The sequence below is a fragment of the Flavobacterium cheonhonense genome, from assembly GCF_035671315.1.
Lineage (GTDB): Bacteria > Bacteroidota > Bacteroidia > Flavobacteriales > Flavobacteriaceae > Flavobacterium > Flavobacterium cheonhonense.
Window position 1 is genome coordinate 731,716 of the sequence record NZ_JAXAVY010000001.1, and the last position, 13,787, is coordinate 745,502.

At 38.7% G+C, this 13,787-nt stretch carries 11 protein-coding genes; 1 reads left to right on the top strand and 10 read right to left on the bottom strand.

The features are described 5' to 3' along the window. Positions 1-5 precede the first annotated feature (5 nt). A complete protein-coding gene (locus SK086_RS03255) occupies positions 6-473 on the top strand; it encodes a CYTH domain-containing protein (RefSeq protein WP_324689737.1) in 468 nt (155 codons plus the stop codon). Here the strand turns inward: SK086_RS03255 and SK086_RS03260 are convergent, their stop codons facing one another. From SK086_RS03260 to SK086_RS03305, 10 genes are all read right to left on the bottom strand, one after another. Further along, positions 474-1,055, bottom strand: a complete 582-nt coding sequence (locus tag SK086_RS03260; protein ID WP_324689739.1) for a septal ring lytic transglycosylase RlpA family protein — start codon at positions 1,053-1,055, stop codon at positions 474-476. 80 nt (positions 1,056-1,135) lie between these two features. Further along, positions 1,136-1,558 carry a hypothetical protein gene (locus SK086_RS03265; protein ID WP_324689741.1) on the bottom strand — a complete coding sequence of 141 codons (423 nt, stop codon included), beginning with the start codon at positions 1,556-1,558 and terminating at the stop codon, positions 1,136-1,138. Positions 1,559-1,645: 87 nt separating this feature from the next. Beyond that, the gene (locus SK086_RS03270; RefSeq protein ID WP_324689742.1) at positions 1,646-4,483 is read right to left on the bottom strand and encodes a TonB-dependent receptor; all 2,838 of its coding nucleotides are present in this window, start codon (positions 4,481-4,483) and stop codon (positions 1,646-1,648) included. Between the two features lie 103 nt (positions 4,484-4,586). Next, entirely contained in the window at positions 4,587-6,230 is a 1,644-nt protein-coding gene (pgi, locus tag SK086_RS03275; RefSeq protein WP_324689744.1) for a glucose-6-phosphate isomerase, read from the bottom strand. Positions 6,231-6,323: 93 nt separating this feature from the next. Beyond that, on the bottom strand, positions 6,324-7,565 hold the full coding sequence (locus tag SK086_RS03280) for a M23 family metallopeptidase (RefSeq protein ID WP_324689746.1): 1,242 nt from the start codon (positions 7,563-7,565) through the stop codon (positions 6,324-6,326). Between the two features lies 1 nt (position 7,566). Then, the gene (locus SK086_RS03285; RefSeq protein WP_324689748.1) at positions 7,567-8,502 is read right to left on the bottom strand and encodes a tryptophan 2,3-dioxygenase family protein; all 936 of its coding nucleotides are present in this window, start codon (positions 8,500-8,502) and stop codon (positions 7,567-7,569) included. Continuing rightward, a complete protein-coding gene (locus tag SK086_RS03290) occupies positions 8,502-9,278 on the bottom strand; it encodes a DUF3108 domain-containing protein (protein WP_324689750.1) in 777 nt (258 codons plus the stop codon). Before SK086_RS03290 ends, SK086_RS03285 begins: the two co-directional genes overlap by 1 nt. Positions 9,279-9,565: 287 nt before the next feature. Continuing rightward, entirely contained in the window at positions 9,566-10,726 is a 1,161-nt protein-coding gene (hppD, locus tag SK086_RS03295) for a 4-hydroxyphenylpyruvate dioxygenase (RefSeq protein WP_290873719.1), read from the bottom strand. Positions 10,727-10,775: 49 nt separating this feature from the next. After that, a complete protein-coding gene (locus SK086_RS03300; RefSeq protein ID WP_324689754.1) occupies positions 10,776-11,933 on the bottom strand; it encodes a homogentisate 1,2-dioxygenase in 1,158 nt (385 codons plus the stop codon). 304 nt (positions 11,934-12,237) lie between these two features. After that, positions 12,238-13,698, bottom strand: coding sequence for an APC family permease (locus tag SK086_RS03305; RefSeq protein ID WP_324689756.1), 1,461 nt, complete (start codon positions 13,696-13,698; stop codon positions 12,238-12,240). Positions 13,699-13,787: the final 89 nt, after the last annotated feature.

Below are 13,787 nucleotides of genomic sequence, written 5' to 3' on the forward strand. Positions count from 1 at the left end.
AAAAAATGATAGAAATAGAGCGTAAATTTTTAGTCCTTTCGAACGATTTTATCAACGAGTCCTTCTCGCAAAAGCGCATTGTACAAGGCTATTTGAGTTCTAATCCGGAAAGAACTGTACGCGTGAGAATTAAAGGCGATAAAGGGTATTTAACCATCAAAGGCAAAAGCAGCGCCAACGGTACAACGCGTTTGGAATGGGAAAGGGAAATCAGTGTGATGGATGCCGAAACCTTGCTCACCATATGCGAAAGCGGTATTATCGATAAAGTTAGATATGAAGTCAAAGTCGGACATCACGTGTATGAAGTCGATATTTTCTCAGGCGAGAACGATGGATTGGTAATGGCCGAGATTGAATTGGAATCGGAAACGGAAACTTTTGAAAAACCTAAATGGTTGGGCGAAGAAGTAACCAACGATGAACGCTATTACAACGCCTACTTGAGTAAAAATCCTTTTACCCGCTGGTAGTTATTTAGGTTCTTCTACTACTTCAATTTTTACAATTACCGAACCTGAATTTTTATTGGAAACGATATCCATAAAAGCTCTTTTAGTCAAATCGATTTCACGGACTTTAGAAAACGGACCACGATCGGTAATTTCGACGATAACGAATTTTCCGTTGGCTTCGTTGGTGACTTTTACCAAAGTGCCAAATGGTAATTTTTTGTGAGCAGCAGTGTATTTGTTGTTGTCAAAACGTTTGCCACTGGCGGTTCTTCTACCGTTGAATTTATGGTGATAATAAGAAGCGTGAGCGTTTTTTTTGTAGATCTTCAGCTTTGAATTGGGATCAATTTGAAGCGTATCAGTTTCTTTCACCACTGGAATTTCTTTCACTACTACTGTGTCGGTTTTAGCCGTTGCTACAGTTTTTGTTTTGTCCTTTGGGTCTTTGATTTCCTTAGGATCTTTACTGTCTTTGGCCGGAGTAGTTTTCTCTTTGTTCTTGTCTTTTGGCTTTTCCTTTTGCTGCGGATTACCCGAAGAAAATGACAGCAAAGTAAAAGTCATCAAGAGAAGCAATAATGAGTTTATTTTGGTATTCATAGAGAATTTTTTAGTTGATAAATCGGTTTACAAAAACCGTACCTGATAAAAAAAGTCCTTTTCAGGACTTTAGTTATTTTTTAGAACCATAATTTCCAAGGAATTCGACTTAAAATAAGCAGTAATCCTATGCCATAGAAAATGGCAATAGATTTGAATTTTGCCGTTCCGGTTTCCCCTTTTTTGTGTTTCGACCAACCGATAGTAATTAAAATTATCGCGATAATGTTGATTAGCGGATGTTCTAGAGAGGTTAATCTGGCATCGGCATCTTTCATTTCCCCCAACAAGGCGTGACCTAGCGGAGAAACAAAATATAAAATCAAGCCAACCAATAATTGTATATGCGCTCCGATTAATCCAAACAAAGCAATTTTTCGGTCTTTAGCCGTAAATTCTTTTTTAGAAGACATGCCCAAAAAGGAATTAACAACAGCGAAAACCAACAATAATAAAGCTAAATAAGCCCAACCTGAGTGGAATTTTTGAATGAAATCGTACATAGTTTTTGTTTTAGAATCACAAATATAGGTAAAAGACATAAAAAAACCTCAACCGGAGTTGAGGTTTTTGATAGGAAGGATACCAACTTAAAAGCTATAACTGATAGCAAAGTTCCAAGTTCTTCCGAATCCGAAAAAGACTTGATTTGACTTGTCTAAACCATCATAAATTTGAGTGGTAACATAAGTGTTGTAAGCAGTTGTATTTGGAGAACCATCTGTATTGGTAAAGTCTGCCTGTGTTTTGGTGTGAATGTTAGTTCTTGATTCAGCGATGTAAATCTCGTCCAAAACGTTATTGATGTTTAATCTGAAATTGATAGCATCTGCACGGTCTTTTCCAACCAACATTTTATAAGAGAAACCTGCATCTAACAAACCGTATGAAGGTAACAACAACGAACCTTTGTCATTAGCGGCTTGCGTTCTGAAGTTAACCGGGTCTATACTGGCGTATAATTCGTCAACAAAACGATAATTACCATCAATTTTCACTCTTTCAATGATTTCGTATGAAGCGCCGATACTTGCTGTAGTTTGAGCAGCATCTCCCACTTTCAAGCCATCTAAATATAGTGTTTCAGTGAAAACTTCACCACTTGGGTTAGTAATTACTAAGTTGTTGTCATCTTGGTAATTTGCTGTAACGTTGCTGCCGTATTTCCAGTTTCCTATTGAAGCCATACCGTTAATGGCTAATTTGCGAATTGGTTTATAAGTAAAATCTAACTCTGCACCCACGTGAATTTGTTCAACGCCTTGTAAAAAGGCATTTCCAAGAATGGTAGGAGTAGCAGGGTTCAAATCGTTGTCAATATTGGCTGTTAATCTTATAAAACGGTCTTTCCAGCTGGTTCTGTAAACGTTTAAGTTCGCATTGAATTTTGAGGAGCGGTATCCGTAACCCGCTTCTACACCAAATACTTTTTCATTGGTCAAGTTTTCGTTTACAACAGACGCATTGTTCGGATAAACAGCATTAAAGAACGGTTGTTTTGAATAGTATCCCGAATTAATGAAAACATTGTGATTTTTGTTGATGTTATAGTTCAAACCACCTTTGATGTTTCCGCCTAAAATATTCTCATAATCAGTAGAATATAATGGATCTGTAGTAAGGTATTTAAAATAGTCATCTCTTCTGAATCCTTGTTGTGAAATCGCAGCTTGTACAAAAGCAGTTAGTTTTTCTGTGGCATATTCTAACTGAGTAAAAGCACCATACCATCTTACCAATCCATCGTTGTTGTAATTGATTTTTTGTTGGTAATCCGAGTTGAAGAAAGGGTTAAAATGCGGTTTGGTTGAGTATTCAAAGCTCAAAACTCTGTTAGGATTGTTGACATCAAAGTTATCGGCATAATTATCTGCTCCTAACAAATCATTTAAATTTTGGAAGTGAATACCTCTGTAAGTTCTGGCATCTAAACCAAAATCCAACGTAAACTTATCATTGATTTTTTTGTTCAAGTTTACAATTCCTCCATACCAGTTATGAGAGTTAATAGAAGAAATTTTAGAAATACCGTTGGTGGCATTATTGCCGGTTGATGCAGAGTTTTGGAAATCACCGTTGATTTGTGAACGGGTAAAGTTGGTTGTTCCAATGGTTACTTGTTGACCGGAATTATAGGCATTGATTAAATCAACGTTGATTAATCCGTTTGCGGTTCTTAAACTGTTTGAAAAGAAACGATTTCCTCTGATAGCACCGGCACCATTACTTCCGCCACCGCGTCCCCAAGAACCGTAAATTACAGTTGATAACTTAGTAGTTTCGTTGATTTTCCAGTCCCAATTTAAGGAGGCCACCGGTTTGTGGTAGTAATTGGTTCTGAAACTGTATTCTCTTCCGTTCAAATAACCCCAATCAGAATTGTAACGGATGTTAGGTTCACCTACGCCATCACCATATTTTATATAATCGGCAATTGTTGGCGCTGCAGATCTTTGGTTGTGCCATTGCGGTGCTCCGGTGAAAGTAATTTGAAAATCGTGGTTTTTGTTTAGTTCATATCCAAGAGCCACAAAATAGTTAGCGCCGGCAAATTTTGTTCCATCAACATATCCGTCACCAAAAGTTTGACTCAATAAGACTGAAGTTGAAAATCCATTCTCTAATTTACCGCTGGAATAAGACATTAAGGTTTTTAAATAGTCATCATTTCCGATAGTAGAAGAAAGGGTGCCGCCTTTTTTTAAGTCGGATGATTTAGTAATAACATTGATAGTTCCACCTACAGAAGAAATAGCTAATTTTGAAGAACCAAGACCTCTTTGAACCTGCATGGCTGAAGTAACGTCGGATAAACCGGCCCAGTTGCTCCAAAACACCCTGCTGTTTTCCATATCGTTTACCGGAACACCATTAATCATTACGGCTATGTTTTCTTGGGAGAAACCACGAATGTTAACTCTTGAATCTCCAAATCCACCACCCGATTTTGTAGCATATACCGACGGTGTATTGTTTAAGATTTCAGGAAACTCTTGCGAGCCTAATTTTTCCACTATTTCCGCTGATTTAATGGTAGAAACAGCAATTGGCGTCTTTCTGTCTTTAGCAATGTCGATGACACTTGATTTGATTACAATTTCCTCCAATTGGTTTGATTCGGAAGCCATATTTATTTTTCCCAAATCAATTGTTCCCGTTTTTTCTACTGAAAAATTTACTGTTTTTGTTTGAAACCCAATATAAGTAAATACTAATTGTCCTGTTTGGGTTTTAGTAGTAATGCTGAATTTACCCTCAGAATCAGTTGTGGTGCCTTCGTTTGTTCCTTTAACAGTAACGTTTACTCCAGGCAAACCCATACCAGAATCAGTATCAAGAATGACACCGTTAATTTTACCTTGTGAATAAGCAAAAGCTGTAAACAAAGTAAAAATCCACACAAAATAATTCGCTTTAATTTTTCTCATTTTAGAGTTTGTTTAAAATTTCTGCAAAAGTTCAATTTTAAACAAACTCGGCCGTTAAGAAAATATTAAGAAAAAATGAGGTATGATTAACTTTTGTTTAAGGCTATTTGTTTTTCAAAAAATGCTTTAGTAAGAATTCGGTTGAATTGTCGTGGTTTTTAACGGTTCCCGAATGGATTTCGTCTAAGATAGAGTTGGCCAATTGTTTCCCTAACTCAACGCCCCATTGGTCGTAACTGAAAATATTCCAGATTACGCCTTGTACAAAAATCTTATGTTCGTATAAAGCAATTAATGATCCTAATGATTTTGGCGTTAGCTTGTCGATTAAAATGGTGTTGGTTGGCTTGTTGCCGGTAAATACTTTAAACGGTAAAAGGTATTCTGCCTTGTCACCTGTGATGTTTTGTTGTTCAAATTCGGCTCTAACCTGACTTTCGGTTTTACCGTTGAGTAAAGCTTCGGTTTGAGCGAAGAAGTTTGACATCAATTTATTGTGATGGTCTTCGTTCCCGTATAAAGGTTTTACAAATCCGATAAAATCAGTAGGAATCAATTTGGTACCTTGGTGAATCAATTGGAAAAAGGCATGTTGTGAGTTGGTTCCCGGTTCGCCCCAAATAATGGTTCCGGTTTGGTAATTGACCGGCTTGCCATCGCGACCTACACTTTTTCCGTTGCTTTCCATGATGCCTTGTTGCAAATATGGCGCTAACTTTTGTAGGTATTGGGTGTACGGAATCAAGGCTTCGCTCTCGGCACCGAAAAAGTTGTTGTACCAAATGGTCAACAAGGCCAAAATTACCGGTATGTTTTTGTCGAAAGATTCGGTTTTGAAATGATTGTCCATTTCGTGAGCGCCGGCTAATAATGCGTCAAAGTGCTCGAATCCAACGGCTAAGCTGATGGATAAACCTACGGCACTCCAAAGCGAAAAACGTCCGCCAACCCAATCCCACATAGGGAAAATATTGTCGGGATTAATACCGAACTCGGTTACTTTTTGAATGTTAGTGGAAACCGCAACGAAATGTTTGGCCACATCTTCTTGTGATGCTGACTGCAAGAACCAAGCTCGAATGGTCTCCGCATTTGACAAGGTTTCTTGTGTGGTAAACGTTTTGGAAGCGATGACAAAAAGTGTCGTTTCCGGATTGAGTTTTTTGATGATTTCGTTTACTTGATCACCATCAACGTTAGATACAAAATGAACGTTTAAATGGTTTTTGTAGAATTGCAACGCTTCCACCACCATAGCTGGACCAAGGTCGGAACCGCCAATTCCAATGTTCACTACATCGGTGAATGGTTTTCCGGTAAATCCTTTTCGTTGTCCAGAAATCACTTCATTGGAGAACGCTTTGATTTTGTTTTTAACAGCAAAAACTTCCGGCATTACGTTTTCTCCGTCTACCAAAACCACTTGGTTTTCCGGCGAACGCAAGGCGGTGTGCAATACCGCTCTGTTTTCGGTTTGGTTGATAGCATCACCCCCAAAATATTGGCTGATGGCTTCCTCGAGTTTTACTTCCTTAGCCAAATCCAATAATAAGTTGATGGTCTCTTGGTTGAGTATGTTTTTAGAATAATCGACTAAAAAATCTTGCCATTGGATATGAAATTTTTCCGCTCTTTGCGAATCGTTGGCAAACATTTCCTTTAAGGAAGTGTTGCTGATTTGTGCATGATGTTGGGTGAGTTTTTCCCAAGCTCCCGTAATTGTCGGATTGATTTGTGCTAATGCCATTTTTTTACATTTGAAGCACAAATTTACAAATATAGATTGGTAAAAAAAGAGGTGGCCTTTTACGCTAACGTTGTAGTAAGTAAAAAAAGTAAATTATCTTCTGAATTTGAGTTCGGCGGTGCTGTCCAATACCTTTTTGAGCGGTTTGATTTGTTCCAAAAATTGTTGTTTGTATTTGGCTTCCATTGGAGTAGAGGTGGGCAATTTTAAACGCAAAGCATCTACTTGTACGCCGTTTTTCCAAAAGCGATAACACACATGTGGTCCGGTAGCTAAACCGGTACTGCCCACTTTTCCGATAATTTGTCCTTGGGTAACTCTTTGGCCGCGTTTTACCAAAATTTTAGACATGTGTAAGTATTGTGTCGAATAGGTTCGATCGTGTTTTACTTTAACAAAATTCCCGTTTCCGGTCGTATAACCGGCTTGTTCTACAACCCCGGCAGCGGTAGTCATGATAGGCGTTCCGGTTGGCGCCGCATAATCTGTTCCGTTGTGGGCTTTCCATCTTTTTTGAACCGGATGGAATCGGCTTTTGGAATAACGCGATGTAATGTTGACAAACTTTAAAGGCGCTTTCAAGAAAAAGTTTTTAAGCGTTTTCCCTTCTTCGTCGAAGTATTGTTGCTTTTTGGAACTGCCGTCGGGAGAGAAAGGAAAGGCGTATATTTTTTTGCCTTTGTATTCAAAGAAGGAAGCCTTTAAACTGTCGACACCATCATAAACTGTGTCGTTGATGTAGCGTTCAGTGAAGGTCAATCCGAATTTATCGCCTTTTTGGAGTTTGAAGAAGTCGATGGACCAAGCATAGATTTTGGCAATTTTAGCCGCTAATGCAGGATCTACTTTTTCGTTGGCCAAGGTTTCGGACAAGGAACCGTTTAAAGCGCCTGCAATAGTTCGGGTTTTGAACGTTAAAGGGCGCGTTTTTTGGTAGGCTGAAACCGAATCTCTCAAATCAATCACATAGTAGTTTATCTTATCCGGTTGGTAGATGAAATACTGAATTTTGTGTGTTCTGTTTTTGCTTCTCAAGATGGTATAAGGTTTCCCGATTCGGATGGATCTTACATCAAAAGTATCTTTTACTTGAGCAACAATATCATAAACTTGTTTACCGTTAAGGTTTTGTTTTTGGAGTAGGCTTCCGAAAGTATCACCTGATTTTACAGTATCGTTTACTACGTTAAAATCGTGCAGATTAAAACCAAAATCAATTAACTTAGGTTTTGGCTTTTCTTCCACAAAGGCTTCTTCTTTTGATTGGTCACAAGAAACCACAAAAGAAGTGAGCATAAGCACTGCAAAGACAATTCGAAAGATTTTTAACTTCATATTACAATCCTTCTCCCCAGTTTTTTAATTCTTCTTCAGACCATAATTCCGGAAAAAAGATGCGGCGTTGGTATTTCGGATGCATGTATTTTTTCCAATCGCTTCCGCCGGTGGCTTCTCCGGAACCTTGTCCGCTTTCGATGTATTTTTTGGCGGCATTCAAATGACCCATTACCCAAGTGATATTCACAGTGTAATCGTAATGGCGCATGGCTTTAACCAACTCAGGATTTTGTTGGTCTTCTCCCGGAAGTTGTTTGAATTTTTGCCAGATGTTGATGGTATTGTACTCTTCCATGTATCGAAGAAATTCCTCGCGGTATTTTCTTTCGAATTCTAAAATCAGATACGACTTTTCTCCGGTTTGGTAATCTTTTCCCGCCGCTTGCCAATACAAGTGTTCGAACGCGTGAGAGTAAGGCGTGTTTCTGTCGATGGTAGCTCGGAAGCGATAATCGATTAAGTTGATTAAATCGGTCGAGGAGAATTCAATTAAGCGGTATTGTGCACTTTGAAAACCGCTGGCCGGCGTAAGTGTGTTGCGGAATTTCATGTATTGTGCTACTTCCATTCCGTCTCCCATGATGTCAAACGAAGTGGTCAACATGTCGAAATAGCGGCTGATTCTTCGTAGTTTTTCCGTGAAAAATGCAGTTTCCGGTTTTTCAGTATGACACAATTGTTTGATTTCCCATAGTATCATTTTGAACAACAACTCATTAACTTGATGGTACATGATAAATACCATTTCGTCGGGTAATACCGTTCTTTGTGTTTGCAAATTCAGCAAGGCATCAGTTTGGATGTAGTCCCAATAAGTAATGGGTTTGGCCCAAAGTAAGCCTTCGAGATGGGTTTCGGTTTTTTGATTTATGGCCTCAAACTTTTCTTCTAAATCGGAGAGAACTTCGTGGTAGTTTGTTGTTTTGTTGTTCATTATTTTTTCAATTTCACCATAAACGGATTTTTGAGTCCTTTGAATCCTTCTAAATCGGCTTTAAGAGAACCAACAGCCAAACTGGCTTTAATGCGCAATGGTATTTTGTTTTCATCATCGGATATCCAGACGGTTAGACTTTCTTCTTCTTTAAAAACCCTTCCGGATTGAACCAAAGGTCTGAATATCATGGTTTGTGCGGTACCAAATTTAGTTTTTAATTCTTCTCTGCCCAAGAACTTTAATTTGAATTTATATATTTCATCATCAAAAAACATATCTACTACAATGGATTCTCCCGGTTTGAGTTTGTCGATATTCGGATGGTTTCTAAGGAAATAGAACGTTGAAACGATATCTTGTACATTCTCGGTAACCTGAAATGTTTTCTCGGTATTGTTCTTATAGTTTTTAACTAAGATTTTGTTGGTCGCCTGATTGAAGAATCCTTCTTGGTTTTTGGTGTAACCGCCTTCGTCAATTTTTCGAACAAATTGGTAAGGTTTGTTGGTGGCTTTATCGAAGTAGCTTTCGTAATTGTCATCCACTTTAAAGAAAAAACGCGACATTCCGACAGTATATCCTTTGCCAATAGCGTGGTACACTTTTTTGTTGTCTCGAACGGCTTCTTTTAATTCCAAGGTTGCGTATCCGGCATTGATAAAGCCATAGTGGATTCGGAATTTGAACCATTCACCAGTATCATAAGCTTCCGGTTTTTGGGTATTGAAACTCACAGTAATAAAAAGCAATAACAGGAATAAGTATTTTTTCATTTCGAATTGAATTTTATACTGCGATTACAATATCTGTTCCAAAAGTATTAAAACAAAAAAACCCAGTCAAATTAATGACTGAGTTTTTATGCTATTAACCAACCAAAAAACTATAAATTATGAAAATTTATCCAAAATGCGAGGGAACCACCCCTCTATTTTTGTCCTGCAAAGATAGCCTAAGGCGTTACGATATTACAAGCAAAAAGCCAACTTTAACAATAATTTAATAAAATATGGTCTTTTTTCGGTCTTATTTTTAAATTATTTTTAACAAAAACGAGTTTTTATAACGTTCCTCGCAACATTTGCTCCCTTTCGATAGATTCAAATAAAGCTTTGAAGTTTCCGGCTCCAAAACCACGAGCACCCATTCTTTGGATGATTTCAAAGAACAAAGTTGGACGGTCTTCTACCGGTCGGGTAAAAATTTGTAACAGATAACCCTCGTCGTCTGCATCAATCATAATCCCTAATTTTTGCAGTTCGTTAATGTCTTCTTTGAACTTATTCATGTGATCTTTTAACCGTTCCGGGATAGCATCATAGTAGGCTTGTGGCGGCGTAGTTAAGAACTCAATACCACGTGCTCTCATTTCGGCTACGGTTTTGATAATATCATCAGTGGCCACAGCAATATGTTGCACTCCGGCGCCTTCGTAAAAATCTAAGTATTCTTCAATTTGCGATTTTTTCTTGCCTTCGGCCGGTTCGTTGATAGGGAATTTGATTCTTCCGTTGCCGTTGCTCATTACTTTCGACATTAAAGCAGAATATTCAGTGGTAATTTGTTTGTCGTCGAATGAAAGGAAGTTTACAAATCCCATTACATCTTCGTACCATTTTACCCAAGTGTTCATCTCGTTCCAACCTACATTGCCCACCATATGGTCTACATATTTCAAACCAACCGGCGTCGGATTGTAGTCGGATTTCCATTCTTGGTAACCCGGTAGGAAAGTCCCATTGTAGTTTTTGCGTTCTACAAACATGTGTACGGTTTCGCCGTAAGTGTAAATTCCGGCACGAACTACTTCACCGTGTTCGTCTTTTTCAACGGTCGGTTCCATGTATACTTTGGCGCCTCTTTTGGTAGTTTCTGCAAAGGCAGCTCGGGCGTCTTCTACCCAAAGGGCAATAATTTTTACGCCGTCGCCGTGTTTTTTTACATGTTCACCAATAGGAGAATCGCTGTTCAAAGCAGTGGTTAAAACCAAACGAATTTTATCTTGCTTCAAAACATAGGAAGCCCTGTCTCGCATTCCGGTTTCTAATCCGGCATAAGCCAATGATTGGAATCCGAAAGCTGTTTTGTAGAAATGGGCCGCTTGTTTAGCATTACCAACATAAAATTCTACGTAATCTGTTCCTAACAACGGAAGGAAGTCTTGCGCTCCTTCAAATATTTTTTCTAAACCGTATTCTACGGATTTGATTTCTTGTGACATAATATTGTATTTTAAAGAGGTAATGGAGTTACCTAAAGTTGTGTTTGTTTTATTCTAACCAGGATTGGTAATATTTATCATCGGCAATTTTCATGGCTTCTTCTGTTACCATTAAGGGTTTGAAAGTATCTACCATTACGGCCAATTCCTGAGTATCTTTTTTACCGATACTTCTCTCAGCAGCTCCGGGATGCGGACCATGCGGAATACCTGCCGGGTGAAGCGAGATGTGTCCGGCTTCAATATCATTTCGGCTCATAAAATCACCGTCAACATAGTACAGTACTTCGTCAGAGTCGATGTTGCTGTGGTTGTAAGGTGCCGGAATGGCTTCAGGATGGTAATCGTACAAACGCGGCACAAAAGAACAAACCACAAAAGCATCGGTCTCGAAAGTTTGGTGTACCGGAGGCGGTTGGTGTATTCTACCGGTTAGTGGCTCAAAGTCGTGTATAGAAAACGCATACGGATAGTTGTAGCCGTCGTATCCTATGACATCGAATGGATGTGTGGCATAAACCATATCGAAAATTTCGTCTTTTTTCTTTACTTTGATGACAAACTCGCCTTTTTCGTCATAAGTTTCCAGTTCGTATGGACGGCGAATATCGCGTTCACAAAAAGGAGAGTGTTCTAACAATTGTCCGAACCAGTTTCTATAACGTTTCGGAGTGTAAATAGGGCGATGTGATTCTACGATGAACAAGCGATTGTCTTCGGTGTCGAAATCTATTTTGTAAATGATACCACGAGGAATAATCAAATAATCCCCGTATTTGAAATCGATATTACCCAACATGGTTCTCAATTTTCCGGAACCTTTGTGGATGAAAATCATTTCATCGGAATCGGTATTTTTATAGAAATAGTCAGTAGTCGATTGTTTCGGTGCGGCCAAAACGATGTGACAATCCGAGTTGGTTAAGACGATTTTACGGCTTTCCAAAAAGTCGTTTTCAGGATTTACTTGAAATCCACGAAGGCGATACGATTGGATGTTGTTGGCTTTGGCAATTTTGGGTGCCACGCTGTATTGGTTTCTAATTTCTTTTACTTGTGTCGGACGGTGCTCGTGATAGGAGTTGGTCGACATTCCGTCAAAGCCTACTGTACCGAACAACTGCTCGTAATACAAATCGCCATTAGGTTTGCGAAAAATAATGTGTCTTTTGTGAGGGATATTTCCCAGTTTATGATATAAAGGCATAACTGTAATGTTTTAATTAAACAATGTTAAATGTAACAATGGGTTTATTGTTACATTGTATAATTGATACATTGCTTCAAATCACTCAGGATTTCTCTTGATGAGGAATTTTAAATACGCTAATAAACCTTGCCACGTCACAGTCATAGTTCAAAATCTAATTGTTTTTTAAATTTTTACCGACAATGATTCCCATGCCAAAAGCGGCAAGAATGGCTAAAATTATGATCATAAAATGATTTTTTACTACACAAATATCTGAAAAAAAAATCCAAATTCTTTTTCTGAATTTGGATTTCTTTTATTAAAGTTGGTTGAGGTTTGATTTTCTCTTACTGTAGAGGAAGTAAACGGTGATTCCGATGATTCCCCAAACGATGAACGCAATCCAAGTTTCCTTTCGTACAAAGTACATCAAAAACAAATTGAAAGCTACTCCTAAAGTTCCTACTAAGTAAACTGCCGGAGTTTTATAAGGTCTTTCCAATTCCGGTTTTTTCACTCTTAAAATCATTACCGCTACACAAACCATGGCAAAAGCTAGTAAAGTTCCCATAGAACACATTTCGCTTACCTTGTTGATTGGTGTCAAAGCCGCCACAATGGAAATGATACCACCTACTAATATTGTGCTTTTGTGTGGAGTTTTAAAAGTAGGATGTAAGGTTTTGAAGAAGTTAGGCAACAAACCGTCTTTGGCCATTCCTAAGAAGATTCTGGTTTGTCCCAACATCATTACCAACATTACGCTGGTCAATCCGGCAGTAGCTGCAAGGGTGATGATGAACACGGCCCAAGTGATTCCGTTTTCACTGAAAGCAGAAGCTACCGGAGCTGATTTGTCCAATTGGTCATAAGGTACCATACCGGTTAAAACTAATGAAACCAAGATGTACAATACAGTACAAATGATTAGCGAAGCTACAATAGCAAACGGCACATCTTTCTTAGGGTTAATGGCTTCACCGGCTTGGGTAGAAACCGCATCAAAACCGATGTAAGCGAAAAATACGATAGTAGCTGCTGTTAAAACACCTCCGAAACCAAAGCTCACTTTTTCTACGCCATCAATGATTATAGTTTTTTCAGTCGGGATAAATGGTTGCCAATTGGCAGTGTCGATGTAAAAGGCACCGGCAATAATCACAAACAAAACCACAGCGACTTTAATGATTACAATGATATTGTTGGTTTTAGCAGCTTCTTTAATGCCTTTCACCAAAATGTAAGTTACCACCCAAGTGATTAAAAAGGCGGGTAAATTAAAGGCAAAGCTGGGAGCGCCTTGTCCTAATTCTGCATATTTCTCAGTGGCCGTTGTTAAATCGTTGCACAACCAAATCGGGAAATCAATCCCAAACAAATGGAGCAGTTTGACAAAGTAGCCGCTCCATGCTACTGCTACAGTGGTAGCGCCCATCATGTATTCCAGGATTAAGTTCCAACCGATGAACCAAGCAAAAAGCTCTCCCACAGTACCATAGGCATAAGCATAAGCAGAACCTTCCACAGGAAGTACCGAAGCGAATTCGGCGTAACAAAGGGAAGCAAATAAACAGCCGATACCTGCGATTACAAAGGACAAAGCCAAGGCCGGTCCGGCATAATCATGGGCTGCAATACCGGTTAGCGTGAAAATACCACCACCAATGATGGCTCCGATACCCAATGAGGTCAATCCCCATTTTGTCAATACTCTTTTTAAATCGTTTTTTTTCATGTCTGCTTCAAAAGCAGCCACAGGTTTTACTCTCCAAATTGACATAAATAGTTTGGTTTAGTTAATAGATTCCAAATATAGTTTTTTCTGTTTCAAAAATCACAAAAATATAATTTTTGATGTTTGATTGGCTA